This window comes from Streptomyces syringium (assembly GCF_017876625.1).
Lineage (GTDB): Bacteria > Actinomycetota > Actinomycetes > Streptomycetales > Streptomycetaceae > Streptomyces > Streptomyces syringius.
Genome location: NZ_JAGIOH010000001.1, coordinates 151,530 through 167,640 on the forward strand (window position 1 = coordinate 151,530; position 16,111 = coordinate 167,640).

At 68.6% G+C, this 16,111-nt stretch carries 15 protein-coding genes; 9 read left to right on the top strand and 6 right to left on the bottom strand.

Annotated features, from left to right (window positions below):
* Positions 1–31: 31 nt before the first annotated feature.
* Complete coding sequence (locus tag JO379_RS00750; protein WP_209513285.1) at positions 32–1,084, bottom strand: chitinase; 1,053 nt, start codon at positions 1,082–1,084, stop codon at positions 32–34.
* A 156-nt stretch (positions 1,085–1,240) separates the two neighbouring features.
* On the bottom strand, positions 1,241–3,244 hold the full coding sequence (locus JO379_RS33825; protein WP_209513286.1) for a S9 family peptidase: 2,004 nt from the start codon (positions 3,242–3,244) through the stop codon (positions 1,241–1,243).
* A gap of 117 nt (positions 3,245–3,361) precedes the next feature.
* Between JO379_RS33825 and JO379_RS00760 the strand changes: the two genes are divergently transcribed.
* Positions 3,362–3,583, top strand: coding sequence for a response regulator transcription factor (locus JO379_RS00760; protein WP_209513287.1), 222 nt, complete (start codon positions 3,362–3,364; stop codon positions 3,581–3,583).
* 57 nt (positions 3,584–3,640) lie between these two features.
* Here JO379_RS00760 and JO379_RS00765 read toward each other — a convergent pair whose 3' ends face one another.
* Positions 3,641–4,129 carry a hypothetical protein gene (locus tag JO379_RS00765; protein ID WP_209513288.1) on the bottom strand — a complete coding sequence of 163 codons (489 nt, stop codon included), beginning with the start codon at positions 4,127–4,129 and terminating at the stop codon, positions 3,641–3,643.
* A gap of 369 nt (positions 4,130–4,498) precedes the next feature.
* Here JO379_RS00765 and JO379_RS00770 point away from each other — a divergent pair, with 369 nt between their 5' ends.
* The 3 genes from JO379_RS00770 to JO379_RS00780 all read left to right on the top strand — a co-directional run bounded on the left by JO379_RS00770 (position 4,499) and on the right by JO379_RS00780 (position 6,842).
* The gene (locus tag JO379_RS00770) at positions 4,499–5,728 is read left to right on the top strand and encodes an MFS transporter (RefSeq protein WP_209513289.1); all 1,230 of its coding nucleotides are present in this window, start codon (positions 4,499–4,501) and stop codon (positions 5,726–5,728) included.
* Positions 5,729–5,755: 27 nt separating this feature from the next.
* Positions 5,756–6,199 (top strand): hypothetical protein, encoded by a 444-nt coding sequence (locus JO379_RS00775; protein ID WP_209513290.1) that lies wholly within the window; start codon positions 5,756–5,758, stop codon positions 6,197–6,199.
* 79 nt (positions 6,200–6,278) lie between these two features.
* The gene (locus tag JO379_RS00780) at positions 6,279–6,842 is read left to right on the top strand and encodes a GNAT family N-acetyltransferase (protein WP_209513291.1); all 564 of its coding nucleotides are present in this window, start codon (positions 6,279–6,281) and stop codon (positions 6,840–6,842) included.
* 378 nt (positions 6,843–7,220) lie between these two features.
* On the opposite strand, the gene JO379_RS00785 is transcribed toward JO379_RS00780, so the two are convergent.
* Entirely contained in the window at positions 7,221–7,424 is a 204-nt protein-coding gene (locus JO379_RS00785; RefSeq protein WP_209513292.1) for a hypothetical protein, read from the bottom strand.
* A gap of 464 nt (positions 7,425–7,888) precedes the next feature.
* Here JO379_RS00785 and JO379_RS00790 point away from each other — a divergent pair, with 464 nt between their 5' ends.
* Both JO379_RS00790 and JO379_RS32995 read left to right on the top strand, forming a co-directional pair.
* The gene (locus tag JO379_RS00790; protein ID WP_209513293.1) at positions 7,889–8,752 is read left to right on the top strand and encodes a hypothetical protein; all 864 of its coding nucleotides are present in this window, start codon (positions 7,889–7,891) and stop codon (positions 8,750–8,752) included.
* A gap of 689 nt (positions 8,753–9,441) precedes the next feature.
* Positions 9,442–9,630, top strand: a complete 189-nt coding sequence (locus JO379_RS32995; protein WP_245381321.1) for a hypothetical protein — start codon at positions 9,442–9,444, stop codon at positions 9,628–9,630.
* 176 nt (positions 9,631–9,806) lie between these two features.
* Here the strand turns inward: JO379_RS32995 and JO379_RS00800 are convergent, their stop codons facing one another.
* Positions 9,807–11,042, bottom strand: a complete 1,236-nt coding sequence (locus JO379_RS00800; protein WP_209513295.1) for an MFS transporter — start codon at positions 11,040–11,042, stop codon at positions 9,807–9,809.
* A gap of 72 nt (positions 11,043–11,114) precedes the next feature.
* On the opposite strand from JO379_RS00800, the gene JO379_RS00805 reads away from it, so the two are divergent.
* The 3 genes from JO379_RS00805 to JO379_RS00815 all read left to right on the top strand — a co-directional run bounded on the left by JO379_RS00805 (position 11,115) and on the right by JO379_RS00815 (position 14,986).
* On the top strand, positions 11,115–11,729 hold the full coding sequence (locus JO379_RS00805) for a TetR/AcrR family transcriptional regulator (protein ID WP_209513296.1): 615 nt from the start codon (positions 11,115–11,117) through the stop codon (positions 11,727–11,729).
* Between the two features lie 821 nt (positions 11,730–12,550).
* Complete coding sequence (locus JO379_RS00810) at positions 12,551–13,672, top strand: serine hydrolase domain-containing protein (RefSeq protein WP_209513297.1); 1,122 nt, start codon at positions 12,551–12,553, stop codon at positions 13,670–13,672.
* Positions 13,673–14,026: 354 nt separating this feature from the next.
* Positions 14,027–14,986, top strand: coding sequence for a DUF1152 domain-containing protein (locus JO379_RS00815; RefSeq protein WP_209513298.1), 960 nt, complete (start codon positions 14,027–14,029; stop codon positions 14,984–14,986).
* Between the two features lie 160 nt (positions 14,987–15,146).
* Here JO379_RS00815 and JO379_RS00820 read toward each other — a convergent pair whose 3' ends face one another.
* A complete protein-coding gene (locus JO379_RS00820; protein WP_209513299.1) occupies positions 15,147–15,683 on the bottom strand; it encodes a hypothetical protein in 537 nt (178 codons plus the stop codon).
* Positions 15,684–16,111: the final 428 nt, after the last annotated feature.

Sequence of the window (16,111 nt, forward strand, 5' to 3'; positions counted from 1 at the left end):
CGTCGTGCGTTCGTGTGCTCACGGTCCGGCCTCAGCGGCCTTGCAGGGCCTTGACGTTATTGCCGAACGTCCACCCTTTCGAGCCGTCCCAGTTGAGTGACCAGGTCATCAGTCCCTTGAGTTGGTTGTTGTAGGTGTTCCAGGCCTGTGCCACGAGGTGCGGCGCCATGTGACCCCCTCCGGCGCCGGGCTGGGCCGGCAGGCCCGGGACCTGTTTGTCGTAGGGGACCTTGATCGTGGTGCCCTGGACGACCAGGCCCTTGTTCAGGCAGTCCGTCTGCGCGGTGAACCCCTTTACCGTCCCGGCGGAGTAGGAGTCGCCGGAGCAGCCGTACATGTTGCCGTTGTAGTACTGCATGTTCAGCCACCACAGCCGGCCGTTGTCCGCGTACTTCTTCACCACCGGCAGGTAGGCGCCCCAGATCGAGCCGTAGGCCACGCTGCCCCCGGTGACGTAAGCGGTCTCGGGCGCCATGGTGAGGCCGAAGTCCGAGGGCATCCGGGCGAGCACACCGTCGATGATGCGGACGAGGTTGGCCTGTGAGGCCGACAGTCTGTTGATGTCGCCGCTGCCGGTGAGGCCCGTCTCGATGTCGATGTCGATGCCGTCGAAGTTGAATGTCCTCAGGATCGGCACGACGGTCTCGACGAACCGGTCGGCGACAGTACTGGAGCTGAGGTCGATGCCGGCCGTCGCGCCGCCGATGGACATCAGGATCGTGGCACCGGCCGCCTTGGCCCGGCACATCTCGGCGGGGGTCGCGACCTTCACCGTCGCGTCCATCCCGTTCTCCCACAGGACGGTGCCGTCCGGGCGGATCACCGGGAACGCCGCATTGATCACGTTGTAGCCGTGTTCGCGGATGCGGGGGTCCGTGATCGGTGTCCATCCGAAGGGCGGGTGGACACCGTTCGCCGCGCCGTCCCAGTTCTCCCAGTACCCCTGGAGCACCTTGCCCGTGGGCTTCGGCTTGACCGCGCAGGTGTCGTCGGCCGACGCACTCGCCGTCGGAGCGAGCGGCGCCTGGACGACGAGGGCCAGGACCAGGGCGAGGCCCGGCAGAGGTGAGATCCGACCGGCCATTGCTTCTCTCCCTTCCACCCGGAGAGGCAGCCGATGGCGGAACGAGCGGTGCGCGCCCGGATGTCTTCGAACGTAGGGCGGCCCTGACAAGCCGTCAATAGGTCTGCACCAACCCGGGGAAGCGGTCGCCGTCGACGCCCCGTGCGCTCCGTGGGGTCAGGACAGTTCCACCGGTGGCACACCGGGCGGATCGAAGCCGAGAGTCCTGCCGTAGAAGGCCAGTTCCGTCTCCAGAGCCCGGGCGATCGTTTCGGCCATGCGAAAGCCGTGGGACTCGTCGGCGAAGGCCAGATGGAGATGGCCGATGCCCTGCGCCCCCAGCTCCCTGACCAACGCCTCCGCCTGGGCGGGCGGCACGACGGGATCGTCCGTGCCGTGCAGCAGCAGCACCGGGCAGGTGCCGTCGGTGACATGGCCCAGCGGCGACCGCTGTCGGTAGCGTTCGGCACAGTCGGGCAGCGGGCCGATGAGGCCGTCGAGATAGCGGGATTCGAAGTCGTGCAGCTGAGCGACGAGAAGCCGGGGATCCGCGACGCCGAAATAGGAGGTGGCGGCCCGGAACACCGGCCCGTGGGTCGCGATGCCCGTGGTGACGGCGGCGAGTGCCGTCCAGCCACCGGCCGACGGACCGCGTACGGCAAGGCGCCTGCCGTCGGCCTCACCGCGTGCGGCGAGTTGACGGGCCGCCATGAGGACGTCCGCGACGTCCGCCACGCCCCACTGCCCCTTGAGCCGTTCGCGGTAGGCACGGCCGTAGCCGCTCGAACCGCTGTGGTCCACGGCGATGACACCGATGCCGCGGCTGGTGAAGTAGGCCTTGGCGAGGTCCACCACCCCGGACTCGCTGCCGGTCGGTCCGCCGTGGACCCACACGACATACGGCGGCAGCTCGCCCTCGGGCGCCCGGGCCGTGGGGTGGGACGGCGGGTAGACGGACGCGTGCACCACCTGACCGGACGCGTCGCGGAACTCGGCCGGGCGAGGGGTGGGCAGATACGCCGGATCGGGCAGGACGTCGAGTTCACGGCGGAGTTCCAGGGCCGCGCCGGTGGTGGTGTCGACGCGTACGACGCAGGGCGGTGTCGCCGGGCCGCCGGCCAGCCCGACGACGAAGGCACGGTCGGTGGACAGGGCCGGGAAGAACACGGGGTATCCGCAGTCGACGTCGGTCAGGGTGCCGGTCTTCGCGTCCAGCAGGGCGAGCCGCTGATCACCCCGGCCGTGGAGGACGGCGAGGCGCCCGTCGGCGAGGGGAGCGAAGGGGCGGCCGCCCAGGTCCCAGAGCGGGTGGCCGTACTCCTCCTGTGCCGGGTACAGGGCGCGGGGCCGCGCGTGCTCCGCGAGATCCACCTCGTAGAGGTTCCACCAGCCCGAGCTGTCGGAGACCGCGTAGAGGGTGTGCGTGTCACGCCAGCACGGTGCCAGCACCGACTCCCGGGCGGGGCCGGCGCCCATGACCGGTCGGCCGGTGGTCGGTGCCGTCCGGTCGGCCGGGCCGATGCGCAGCTCGGTGGCGTCCCAGGGCATGTCGGGGTGGTTCCAGCAGATCCACGCCAGGTGCCGGCCGTCCGGCGAGGGGGTGGGGTAGGCGAAGAAGTCAGCTCCTACGGCCAGTTCGCGGAGGGCGTCCGGTGCCCCGGCGGCGGAGCCGTCGAGTGGGACCGCCACGATGGAGCGGGTGATCCCGCCCGGGTCGTCGTGCCGTTCCTGCACGCACCACACCTCCCGGCCGTCGGGAGAGAGCGCGAAGTCCGCGTAGCGCAGCGCGGCGGGCGCGGCCGGTTCGGGCGTGAGCGGCACCGGCGGCTGCCTGCGCGGTGCGGTGAGGTAGAGCCGCTGGTCGGTGAACTGGGCGAACACGATCTGCCGGCTGCCGTCCCGTGGTGACCGCACGGGCAGATAGGACAGCCCGCCGTACTCGTGGACGCGGCTGCGGGCGTCCCAGGGCGCCGGGATCAGCTCCCGGTTACCGCCGCCGGGGGTGTACTCGACGACCGTCGTCCGACCGCCCTCCGTCGGCAGCGACTCCTGCCACCACACACGGCCGCCGGCCGCGAGAGGGAAGTCCAGGCGCAACCGCGCCCGGGCCACGATCCCGGCGGTGAGCGGAGAGGGCCAGGCACCGTAGGGAAGGGGGGCGGGGGTCGGGAACTCGGCCACGGCTTCTCCTGTGGGGAGGCACATGGAATAATCCACGCTGTCGACAGCAGGTCATGTGCACCGCGCTCGCCGGGGATCGCCCCGGTTCGCCAAGATCCTCTTTTGAGGGAGAGTCCCGTGCACCTGAGCCCCAAACAGGAACAGATCCTCTCTTTGATCGTGTCGGGCTGTTGCAACAAGGAAATAGCCCGGCAGCTGGATATGTCCACGCGCACGGTCGAATCGCATCTCCAGCGACTCTACGACCGGCACAATGTGCACAACCGGGCTGCTCTGGTGGCCAAATGGCTCATGGAGGGCGGGATTCCGTGCAGCGTGCCGGACGCCCGCGAGGGCTGAGCCGACACGCTGCCGTGAGCGGCGGGACAGATGGCCGGTGCGTCCGCCGCGATGCCGTCAGCAGAGGACCATCACCGTGGCCCGGACGAACTTGTCGTGCTTGAAGCCCTCGACGAGCGGGGTGAACGCCTCGGCCGTGGACTTGGGGGCGGGTGCCGGGGCGCCGACGTGGATCTCACGCGCGCTCTCGAGGGTGGCCTTGACCTGTTCACCGGGACAGTGCACACCGCGGTTGGCGACGAGCACTTCGGTGATCTGGCTGACCATGCCGTGCATGTCGTCCTCGGCCCAGCTCGAGACGGTGCCCTCGGTGTCCTCCAGGTTGAAGCGCTCGAAGATACGGGCCTCGGCGTGGCTGTCGCCCTGGACGAGGAGCATGTACACCCGTCGGCCCACGAGCTCGTCGGGCAGGCCGGCCAGATTCTCGATCACCGTTTCCGGCGAGCCCATGAAGACGTGCGACTGGCAGTCCCATGCCGCCGTCTTGCATGCCTGGGCCGTCGCGGCGGTGATGTGCTGCGCGGCGCGGGTTGATTGGGTGGTCATTGCGGCGGTACCTCCGTGGTCCGGATTTCCGGATGTGTTTCCGGGTGGACGTTGCGGGTCGATGTTCCGAATGGAGTTTTCCGGATGGGCCGCTTGAGGGTCGTCACGCTAGTCCCCCACCGGTAGGCAGGCGATGCCCGGCATTTCCCTGTCGGTGACCTACCGGTCCGTGAATGCACCGGGCCGCTCTCCCGCCGCGTACATCACTTTGCGCACGCCCCTTCGTGTACATCCCTCGGGGTTCGTGTACATCCCCCGGGGCGAATTCCGTCGGGGTTCTCCGCCTCACTTCCCGGATCACCGCTCGCCGGGTAGCGTCCGACCGTCGACAGGACCCCCGCTCGGTGGAGGTGGCCCGGGATGGCAGTCATGGCACGGTACCGAACGGCGCTCGCCCACCCGGGTATCGCACGTGTGGTGGCGGCCGCCTTCGTCTGCCGCATGCTGTCCGGCATGGTCAGTCTGGCGCTGCTGCTCGTCGCCGAGGACGCCAGCGGCAGCTACGCCAACGCCGGCTCCGTTTCCGGTGCCTACGCCGTCGCCCTCGCCTTCACCTCACCGGTGTGGGGCCGGGTCGCGGACCGGCACGGTGCCCGGACCGCCCTGGCCTGGTCGGCCTCTCTGCAATCCCTCTCCTTCGGCCTGTTCGTGGCGCTCGTCGCCGCGTCGGCGTGGCCGGCCCTGCTGGTGCCGGCGGCGTTTCTCGCCGGTGCCGCCACTCCCCCGGCGGCCGCGATCTCCAACGCCGTGTACATGGCGGTGGTTGCCGGGGAGGAGGACCGCAAGACCCTCTTCGCCCTGTGCGGGCTCCTGACCGAGAGTGTCTTCGTCTGCGGCCCCCTGCTGGTGGCCGCGACCGTCATGGTGCTGCCCGCGCTGTACGCCGTCGTGGTCACGGCCGCCGTTTCCGCCATCGGGGTGCTGTGGCTGCGGGCGGCGCCGGCCGTCCGGCTCGTGGACCGGGAACGACCACCGCTGACGGGGCCGGGAATGCGCATCGACTGGAACCGGCGGCAGGTGCACATCCAACTCGTCGTGGCCGCGGCCGCGTTCGCGATCGGCGGGGTGCAGGTATCGGTGACGGCACACGCGGGCGAGCTCGGCACCCACGCCGGGCTGTTCCTCGCCGCGCTCGCCTGCGGCGGCGTGCTGGGCAGCTTCCTGTACGGCGGCCTGCGGCTGCCCGGCAGCGGCCCGGCGCAGCTCTCGGTCGCCCTCGCCCTGTACGGCGGGTGCATCCTGGCCCTGGGGCCGGGGCCGGGCACCCTGCTCACCCTCGCCCTGCTGGTGGCCATCGGCTTCGTCAACGGGCCGGCCGACGCCATCGAGACGGTCCTGGTCGGCGAGTACGCCTCGGCCGCCACCCGGGCGCAGGCCTTCGCGGTGCTGGTCGCGTCCAACTGGGTGGGCTTCGCGGCCGGAAGCTTCGTCACCGGTGTGGTCGTCCAGCACGTCTCCCCCGGGTTCGGCGCACTGACCGCCGCCGCGGCAGCGCTGCTCGCCTCGGCTTCCATGGCCGTGACCGTCGTGAGGAAACCTCCGCGGCAGCGTTCGTCGACCGCGGAGAAGTCGGTGGATTCCCCCACCGGCCGCACCTGACCGACCGGACGAGCGAGGCGGATGACCATGACCGTCGTACCCTCTTCTTCGACCGCCGGGGCCCCGGCTCGTCCGGCCACGGCAGAGTTCCACGCCTTCTCCGGCTCGGACAACGCCTTGGCACGGCACCTGTTCGCGCTCCCGCGCGACCTCGTGGAGCGCACCCTGTGGGCCCTCCTCCTGCAGAGCCACGACGGTGCGGGCGTCCTGGTACAGGAAAGGGCCGCGCCGGGCGACTCCGTGGCCCGGGTCCACTCGTGGACGGGAGAGGACCTCGGCTCCCTCCCCGCCCGTCTCCTGGACCTCCTGCCCACCGCCTCCCAGCAGGAGCTCCGCGCGGCCCTCCTCCACCACGGGGATTACGTGGACCTGGGCACCGTCCTGTGTCCGCCGACCCCACGCGGCGCCTTCGGACATCCGCTCAAGCTGCACACGGGGGCCGGCGTACGGGCCTACGTCGTGGCTCGGTGACCGAGCGGGTGGTCCTCGGGAACTCCAGCGCCTCCGCAGGGGTTGTGCCGTTGTTACGTACACGGCGTGGAGGGGCAGGATGTTCGCGATATCGCTGGGAGACGACGGTGCCGAGCTGCGGCCTCTGGAGCCGTGGAACGCCGAGGAGTACCTGGCCCACATCGACCGGTCACGCGAGTACATCGGGCGCCATATCGCGCTGGCGGACCGCGCCGTCGACCTCGCGTCCGCGACCGCGTTCCTCCAGTTGTACGCGGACAAGAAGGCCGCCGACAGCGGCCGTATCTACGGCATCTGGGCGGACGGGACCCTCGTGGGTGGTGTCCTCTTCCGGACCTTCGACGCCGGAGCCGGCACCTGCGAGGTCGGCTGCTGGCTGGAGGAGTCGGCCGTCGGCCGCGGGCTGGTCACACGCGCGATCAAGGTGCTCATCGACTGGGCGGTCGACGGACGCGGGATCCACCGCGTGGAGTGGCTGGCGGCCTCCGCCAATACCGCGAGCATCAACGTCGCCAAGAGGCTCGGGATGGCGCGGGACGCGGTGCTGCGGGAGAGCAACCTGTACCGCGGCGTACGCCACGACATGGAGATCTGGTCGGTGCTGGCCCCGCGGTGGCGCGAGCTACGCGAAGCGGCCGGGTGACCGCGTCGGCTGTGGGGCCCAGTTCAGGCGGCCGGACGGACTGTCCGGGTGTGCAGGGCGGCTCGGAGGCAGTCGTGGGCGGCGCCGGGGGTGGTTGAGACCGGCCCGACAGTTCGGCGACGAGTCGCCAACAGCCTTCGATACAAGGAGCCGCCGCGACGGCCGGTAGTCCGACAATGTGCCAGTGGAGGTGGGCGATCCCTTGCCGGCTACCCAGTGACAGCGTGCAGGTGCGCCCCGGCGTGGACGCCTGTTCGGCGCAGGCCCACGGTACAGGTGAACAACATTGGCCGGATGCAGGCGGCCACGTGCTTGGCGGCGGGCGTCAGGGCGCCTTCCGTAACGAGCGGTAGAACAGGATGGCAGCTTGTGGAGCCCTCACGGGGACTGACGCTGCGAGCGCCGCGACGCGGCGAGGGTGACTCCGAGGACTCCGCCGGCGCCACTGCCGAGCACCAGGCCGATCGCCACGTTGCCGAAGACAGCCAGCCCGAGCACGAGCCCCAGTGCAGTGCCGACCAGCATGCCTACGACAAACCCTGTTCCGATGGACGGCACTCCGACGCCCTCGTTGTTCGTCACACGATCATTGTGCCGGACAAGCCCCCGGAGGCGAGCGTCAATACGGCCAACCTGGAAAGTCCTCCCGGAGTCCTGAAGCTGTCCCCCAGCGAGGGGAAGCTTCAGCGGCCGAGCAACCGCCGCACCCCTGGAGGGGCGGGTCGTCAACGAGAACGGCCGCGTCATCGCGAGGGGACCGACGAGGTTTCCGGCCCCCGCGCCGACCGCGCCGCCTGTCTCGTCATCCGCCGCCCTGCCCGACGGCGTTGCCGCGGACGGACCGCTGGGGCCGACGGTGGCGCGGGCGCAGCTGACCCGGCCAGGTAGCCGCCCAGCACAGAGTGTCGGTCTCCTCCCGCGGCAGCAGGGCCGGAGCCGATGAGTGCGGCCCTGCCTGCCTGCAGGCCCGCGTCCGCCACCCCCGAGCAGGACACCACCGTACGGTCCCCCTTATGCCCCCGTTCCGCCATGCCAGGATGGGGCCTATGGGAATACGGGCGCTGTGGGACGAGACATACGAGGCCTTGCTGCCTCATGCTCTCCGGCCCGCTGACGAGCTGCATCGTGAGTATCGGGGTGCTGTCTTCCAGGCGTGGCTGACCTGGCGCGGAGATACCACCGAGGAGCAGCTTGACTCGCTGCTCTCGGATGACCAGTTCATGGTGCTTCGGACCATTGAGGGAGCGTGCGCGCTCGCCTGGCGTGACGCCCTGCTGGGCCCGGTACTCAGCCGTCACGGGCACGAAGACGCCCCCGGCCGGCCCTTTGGCGGCCCGCACGGGCTCTGGGGCACGCCCGCCCAGAGTACCGGTACCGAGGGATTTCACCGGCCTGCTCTTCCCCGCCCCGACCGGTTCGGAGCCGAAACGCCGACCCGGCCCTCACTACGTGACATGCTCTTCCGCGTCGTCTCCAACGAGTGTCTCTGGACGGTCGACGACATCCGCGATGTCCACACCTCGATAGCCGCCGTAAGCCAGGCGGCAGTGGCGCCGGTGGATCGTGTGCGCGAGACCGTGAACCGGCTGTGTCTCGGTGCCTGGCATCACGAGGTGGAGGTCAGTCAGCGGCGCGGCTGGGACGACGCCGAGTGGTGGCAGTATCTGAACCTGGAGAGGTTGCTTCCCTGGGCGGCTGTCGCACTCGGTCTGCCGGGCGAGCATCCGGACGAGTACGGGGACCTGGTCGAGTCAGTGGCCTGGAGCATTGTGACCAGCTCCTTCAACCCATGGACGGCGCAGGCCCTGCCCCTCGGCTTCGCCTCCGCCTTGGGCGAGGAATGCGTGCAGCTGGCGCACCACAAGGAGCCAAGGTGGTTCACGGAAGTCGACTGGGTTGGCCTGGGATGACAGCGCCGTTGAGCGTCCGGGGATTTGAGGCCTACCTCGCCCAGGCTCTCGCTGACGGAGACGACCACTCGCCGTGTTCGCCGTAGCGAACGCACTCCCCGCCCGCGATCCTCGCCCGGACTCTGGGCGTCCACAGCAAAGCCGCCGTCCAATGACAGCAGACATCATCCGGTGACAAGAGCTGCCTACGCGGCGGACGTCGGACGAGATATCCCGGAGAACCGATGAGACTTCCCATCACCAGTCACCGAGCACGCCTCGGATCCGCAGAGCTCAAAGTGATCCGACCAGCCAGCCCCCTGACCCGCGCCGCGCTCATTGATCACGATCGGTACCTGAACGCCTACGTCGATCAGGACGCAGCGCAGCGAATCGGTGGGCTGTGGGAGCTCGCCGCCGCCTCACCACGCGCGTTGGTCCACCTGCCCATGCGAAGCAACCCGGCCCCTTCCCGCGACCTCCCCGAATCCGGCACTAGGCAGCTCGACTTGGTGCTGTTGCATCACTCTCTGCAGTTCGCGCCCTCGCGCTGGAAGGAACTACGCGGGCGACTGGGCCCGGGGCGTCCGCAAACCGTGAGACTGTCCAGCACAGGCCGGACCGAGGGGGCCGTCATTGCCCCCGAGACACGGCACTACCGGGAGAACCGGGACCTGTTCCACCAGCATCTCCACGCAGAGACTCTGTTCATGACCGGCAGCACGAAGGTGTTCAAGGAGACCGCCCGACACTTCCACGATGTCGCCCACAACGGCCCTGGCTACGTCCCCGTGCACCCGAGCCACCCTCACTTCTGCACAGAACTCCACTCCAACGACGGCATTCTCGGCGACGCCCGTGAGATCCACATCGAGTACTGCGATCAGTGGGCCTCATGACTCAACACACAGAACCCCATCAGCCGCCTCAGCGGACCGGGCCACCGGCTACAACGTCGAAACACAGACCCGACGCAATACCCAGAACGTCGGACCATACGGAAGCCTGTTGGGACTAAGACTTCTGGGTTCAGGGCCAAACGGTGACGGGTGTCGGTGACCCGAACACAGGCCGGTTAGGTCGTCGTCTCGTGTTTCCGTTCTACCATTGCGGCCCCCAGTGCCGCCCTGGCGGTGCGGCTCCGCAGGACGGGCAGCAGGATCACGACGCCAAGAAACGCCAGAACCGCGGCGGCGGCCGGAATCAGTCCCATGCCGGCGGCGATGACGCCCCCGCCGACCGCTCCTCCGAGCGCGGCCCCGATGTAGACGGAGCTGCTGTGGACTGCCATCGCCTGTCCCGCGGCCTCCCTGCCCGCGCGGGCGAGCATCAGGGACTGGAGGCTGGGCGGCACCGCCCACGCGGCGGCCGACCAGCACACCAACAGCACGGCGGCAAGCACCACCGGAACCGGCCGGACCAGCCAGATCCCGGCGAACGCCACCATGGCCCCGCAGAACACCGAGCTCGCCAGCGCGAAGACCCGCCCCGGGCTGTACCGGTCGATGAGACAACCGGACACCTGCGTACCGATCAACCCCCCGGCACCGGAGCAGACCAGCAGAACGCCGAGCACCGTCGGCGTCACACCGGAGACGCCCGACAGGAAAGACGCGATGTACGTCTGGAACGCCAGATTACCGGCGACAGTCAGCACGGTGACCAGCAGGATCACCGTGACGGTGCTGTTGAGGAGGGGGCGCACCATGAACCCGAGCGTCTTGCGCTCCTCAACGGCGTGCGCCTCCGCTCGGGGAAGGGTGCGGACGAGCATGAGGAGCGCGCAGCTGCCGAGGAGCCCGCCGAACACGAAGGTCGCCCTCCACCCGAGGGCCGCGCCGATCCAGGTACCGGCGGGGACCCCCAGCAGCACCGCCCCGGTCAGGCCTGTCATGACGGTCGCCAGGTACCGGCCCTGCTGCTCCGGTGGTGCCTGGGCGCTGGCTGCCGCGAGCGCGGAGGGCAGCACCATGGCGGCGGCCAGGGCAGCGACGATCCTGAGTGCCATGAGCGCGGGATACGCGTCTACGAGCAGGACCGCGAAGTTCGCCGCGCTGAACACGGTGAGTGCTCCGCAGAGCGCTCGCTTCCGCGCGATTCTCACCGGCAGGAGCGCCCATACGGGGGCGGCGAGGGCGTAGGTCAGCGAGTAGACCGTGACCAGTTGGCCGGTGGCGGTCTCAGACAGGTGCACGGTGTCCGAGATCGCCGGGAGGACTCCGATGATGATGTAGTCGTCCGTCTGAACGGCGAAGGCGGCAAGTGTGAGGGCGAGCAGCCACACCGGGCGGGCACGGGTTAACGGCGTCACGCCGTAAGGGTAACAGTCGTTTCCTTAACTCTGTGACAGAGTATGACGTGCACGACATGGAGGTGCGTTCGAGTGCCCAGACCGGTCAGCCCGGAGCGCCGTCGCGAGGTGACCGACGCGGCGATCGAGCAGCTCGCCGCCACGGGAATCGGCAATTTCTCACTGCGGACGCTGGCGGAGGGGATCGGGCAGACCACCCGCGTACTCACCCATCACTTCGCCGACAAGAACGGCCTTCTCACCGCGGTCCTCCTGCGACTGGACGAGCGACAGCACGCGGCACTGCGGTCGACACCCGGCTGGGACGACCCGGACACAGAGGTCGGCTCCATCGTCCGCTCGGCATGGCACCGCACCCTCGGCCCCGACGAACTCCCGATGACCCAGCTGATCAGAGAGATCGAAGGACTCTCTGCGGCGGGACGACTCCCACTGCCGGGGGCAGGATTCGTCCGCGGACGCGCCGAGTTCGTCGCTTCCTGTCTCGCGCGACGCGGCATGCCCGAAAGCAGCGCCCTCACCACGGCCACCCTGCTCAACAGCGCCTTCTCCGGCCTGCAAGGGGACTACCTCATCACCGGGGACAAGGAGCGGACCGAGGCCGCCCTCGACGAGCTCTGCGCGTGGATCGACTCCTGCGTACAGGCAGCCCGCAGCACCAACAGAACACCCGCTGCGCCGAACTGAGGCCGCGCCGCCTCCCGGCTTCGACAGTGCAGGGAACGGTGCGCAGGAACCACGGGCTGCAGGCCGTCGAGGCGGGTGAACTCCGGGGGCTCCGCCTAGTCGACGAGCGTGTCGACATCCGACGCCAGCAGCAGGAAGGGCGTGCAAACGGGCGCAGCGTTCGCCCCACTGGCCAAATTCACTTGCTCCCTGTAGTTGAAGCTCAGTGTGGTGATACCGAAGGGGGTCCCCCATCGATGTACGCGCCCCGTATCGTGGCGTCGTGCGAAACGAAAGAGATGACGATCCCCTGTCCAAACAGGAGTTGGACGCTTCTTCCAGTACCTGAACCGATTCTGCAGACACGACCTCGATCTCTTCGTGACCATCGAGACAGGGGACCCTCAGAACCCTGCCTACGTAACGATCACCAGAGACCCAGCACCCGGGGTGGGGCCGGACGCGTACCGACGGCCATGATCCCTCGGGGGAAGAACCTGGCATCCCCACCCCCTGATCTGTATGACGAAACCGACCGCGTGCTGTATGAGCGAAGGATGGCGAGCCGGGGCGGCAGCCCGGCCCACACTCATCTGGCTGGGCGTGACCGCAGAACCGCACCTGCCTGCTGGTGGTACAGCCGTGAGAGCCTGCGTTCCCTCAGGCCTGCAGGGTCCCTCTACGCGGCGATCCGGCCGTCCCCACCCTCGGGGCGCTCACCTCCCTGGCAAGCTCGTGTTCCTCGCCCAAGTTGCCAAGGCGGACGCATCCCCCGATCCGCGAACACGCCGTCCGCCTGGCCGACGGAATAGCGACACAATGAGATCGGAGACCTTTTCAACATGGATATTCAAGGCAGCTGCAGCGATCCGTTCAGTGCAGTACGGGAGGTATTCGCCGACTCCCTGCGCAGCGGGGCGGATGTCGGTGCCTCGGTGGCGGTCTACCTCGACGGCGAACCCGTCGTCGACCTGTGGGGAGGGCACGCCGACCCGGCCCGCACCCAGCCATGGCAGCGCGACACCATCACCAACGTGTGGTCCATCACGAAGACGATGACCGCACTGTGCGCCCTCCTCCTCGTCGACCGCGGCGAACTCGACCTCTGTGCGCCGGTCGCGAAGTACTGGCCGGAGTTCGGTAACTCAGGAAAGGAGCACATCGAGGTCCGGCACCTGCTCGGTCACACCGCCGGCCTCCCCGACTGGGACCAGCCCATGACACTCGACGACCTCTGCGACTGGGAGAAAGCCACCACTCTGCTGGGTCGCCAGACGCCCCGCTGGTTACCCGGCACGGCGTCCGGTTACCACCGGTTCACCCATGGCTTCCTGATCGGCGAAGTCATCCGCCGCATCTCCCAGCAGTCAACCGGCGCCTTCTTCGCCGACCAGATCGCTGCCCCACTGAACGCCGACTTCCACATCGGCCTCCCCGCCGAAGACGACCACCGGGTCTCCGAGGTCATCCCCGCCCCTGGCCCCGCACCCGCAGCCAACCCCCGCGTAACCATCCCGGTCGGTGCCTACGTGACCCCGCAGGACACCTGGACACCTCAATGGCGCCGCGCCGAAATCCCTGCCGCAGCAGGCTACGGCAACGCGCGATCCGTGGCCGTAATCCAATCCGTAGTCGCCTCCGGAGGCCAGACAGCCTCCACCCGTCTCCTGTCCGAAGCCACCTGCCGCGCGGTATTCGACGAACAATCCCGAGGCGTCGATCTCGTGCTCGGCATCCCGCTGCGCTTCGGCATCGGCTACGCCCTCGCGGCCGACGACGCACCCGTCAGCACACCGAACCCCAACTCCTCCTACTGGGGCGGAAGAGGCGGATCGCTGATCATCAACGACCATGACGCACGCATGACCATCACCTACGTAATGAACCAGATGACCCACCTCGGCCTCACCGACCCGCGCGGCCACAAGCTCATCCAAGCCGCCTATAAAGCATTGCCCCACTAACCCTGTCAATTCATTCACGCGCAGCGCTCACGACGAGCAAGCCTCGGTTGTTCGCCTGCACCCGGGTCGGTGAAGCCTGCGGCGAGGAGCGCTGGCACCTCGTCCCGCAGCTTCATCGTCCAGCTGGAACGGGTCGATCAGCAGCGACGCGGAGTTGCTGTCCAGGTGGAAGTCGTAAGGTCCACGGCACCGTCTCGCGCTGGATCTTCGGCTGTACGGAATGAAATCTCAGGTGCTGCCGGGGGGCTGCAGACCGTAGACTCCAGCCGGCCAGCCGCATCCCGCCGCGGGTCACCGATCCGCGGCCAAGAACTCAGGAGTGTCCGGCGGTCAGGTGCCGGGACAATGGTCGATATGACCTCCCTCCACGCCAACCCACTCTTCACCCGGCTCGCCGATGCCGAACGGATCCTCATCGCGGGCGCGGGCGGCGGTTTCGACATCTACTCCGGTCTTCCGCTGGCCCTCTCCCTTCTGCACCAGGGCAAGGAGGTATATCTCGCGAATCTCTCCTTCAGCGCACTCGCTGGTCTCCCCGTCGACGACTGGGCTGCCCCCGACCTGGCCGTCATCACCCCCGACTCCGCCCTGCACCAGAGCTACTTCCCCGAGCGGACCCTCGCCCAGTGGCTGCACCAGCGCGGCTACCCGTCCACCGTGTACGCCTTCCCCCAGACCGGGGTGCGCCCGCTGCGGGCCGCCTACCAAGCACTGATCGAGCTGCACCGCATCGACGCTGTGGTACTGGTCGACGGCGGTACGGACATCCTGATGCGCGGCGACGAATCCGGTCTGGGCACTCCGGAGGAAGACCTGACCAGCGTGGCGGCGCTGGCCGCGCTGAACACCGTAAAGACCCGGCTCGTGGTCTCGGTCGGATTCGGCATCGACGCCTACCACGGCGTAAACCACGTGCACGTACTGGAGAACATCGCCGCGCTGGAACGCGATGGCGCGTACCTCGGCGCATTCTCCATACCGCGCGCCACCCGTGAGGGCGCTCTCTACCTGGACGCGGTGACGCACGCTCAGCAACACACCCCGGATCACCCCAGCATTGTCAACGGCTCCATCGCGGAAGCTGTGCGCGGCTCATTCGGCGATGTCCAGTTCACCGACCGCATCCGGGGCAGCGAGCTGTTCGTGAACCCGCTGATGTCCCTGTACTTCGCCTTCGACCTTCCGGGGCTGGCAGCCCGCTGCCTCTACCTGGACCGACTCGAGGACACGCACCTGATGCGCCAAGTCCACTCTCGTATCTCCGAGTTCCGCGAATCCACCGTGACCCGCCCACCCCGTCGCTTCCCGCACTGAGGCCCCGAGACGGAACACCTCCCTTGACAGTCGTGCGCCGCTTACTGACTTGACTGTGTGTCATGTGGGCTGACGTGGGGTGATCGTTACAGAGGCCGTGCGCATGGGATATCCGCGGGGCGGTGGGCCGGCCCGTGCCGCCCGCGAAGCGTGCGACCCATCAGTCTTCGTCCGCGCTGGACAAAACTTCGGTGACCATGCGGGTGGCGAAGTCAGGGTCGTCGGTGACGCGGTTGATGTGCTCGGCGAGCAGAAAGACGGTAGCTTCCAGGGCGTTCATCTCGCCCTCACTCCAGTCCCCGTACTGCTTGCGCCACAGGCTGGGGCTCAGGCCGGTGCCCGCAGCGACGACCAAGCCGGCCATGGTGGGAATGGTCTCCGGGCTGACGCTCCTGGGCATCCTGCGCAGTGTGGCCACGAGAGGGGGCAGCACGTACTCGATGACGTCCTTGTCATGGTCCTGGTGGGTCACCCGCAGCCATTCCATGAATATGAAGACGAGGGTGCACGCGCCGTCCAGCACGTCATTGGCTCCCTCGGGGCTCAGGGACGCGATGTACTGGTCGATCAGCTTCTGCTGTTCGGGGTCGGTCTCGGCCTTGCCGGCGTGGATGCTCTTGAGCCGAGAGTCGATCGCCATGAGTGCTGCGCCCACATCGCCGGCGGGAGCGTACCGGGGGTCGCAGGGCGATGACACAGGATTCCTCCTCGGGTGACCGCGGACGGCGTGCTCGTACCCTAGACCGCCGACGAGACGGGGGTCTGGCGAACCCCTGACAAACCAGGCGCGCCCCACTGGCATCCCCCGGCGTCCGACAAGCCATACCAGGGCATGTCCGTCATGTGCACGGTACGAATAAGGTGCGTCCCTCGTCGATCTCGCAGGACAGGTCCCTGCCCGGAGGGCGGCGGGCAGGCCGTGCCGATCTGCGTCACAGTCATAGCTGTAACGGTCCCCGAGCAGATTCAGGCCGGTACTGGCGCCCACGGCGACGACCGACCCTGATCGGGCTCACGTCCGGCTGCTGCCGGAGCGCGAGGAGGAAGACAGGGGAGGACGGCCCAGCGGTTGACCTCATTGCTCTGGACGGAGCGGGTCGAGACGATCCGCATGAGCCGACATCC

Coding starts and splice junctions, on each gene's coding strand:
- JO379_RS00750 (WP_209513285.1), bottom strand. CDS start 1,084: ATGGCCGGTCGGATCTCACCTCTGCCGGGCCTCGCCCTGGTCCTGGCC.
- JO379_RS00765 (WP_209513288.1), bottom strand. CDS start 4,129: ATGACCACCCAATCAACCCGCGCCGCGCAGCACATCACCGCCGCGACG.
- JO379_RS00770 (WP_209513289.1), top strand. CDS start 4,499: ATGGCACGGTACCGAACGGCGCTCGCCCACCCGGGTATCGCACGTGTG.
- JO379_RS00775 (WP_209513290.1), top strand. CDS start 5,756: ATGACCGTCGTACCCTCTTCTTCGACCGCCGGGGCCCCGGCTCGTCCG.
- JO379_RS00780 (WP_209513291.1), top strand. CDS start 6,279: ATGTTCGCGATATCGCTGGGAGACGACGGTGCCGAGCTGCGGCCTCTG.
- JO379_RS00790 (WP_209513293.1), top strand. CDS start 7,889: ATGGGAATACGGGCGCTGTGGGACGAGACATACGAGGCCTTGCTGCCT.
- JO379_RS32995 (WP_245381321.1), top strand. CDS start 9,442: ATGACCGGCAGCACGAAGGTGTTCAAGGAGACCGCCCGACACTTCCAC.
- JO379_RS00810 (WP_209513297.1), top strand. CDS start 12,551: ATGGATATTCAAGGCAGCTGCAGCGATCCGTTCAGTGCAGTACGGGAG.
- JO379_RS00815 (WP_209513298.1), top strand. CDS start 14,027: ATGACCTCCCTCCACGCCAACCCACTCTTCACCCGGCTCGCCGATGCC.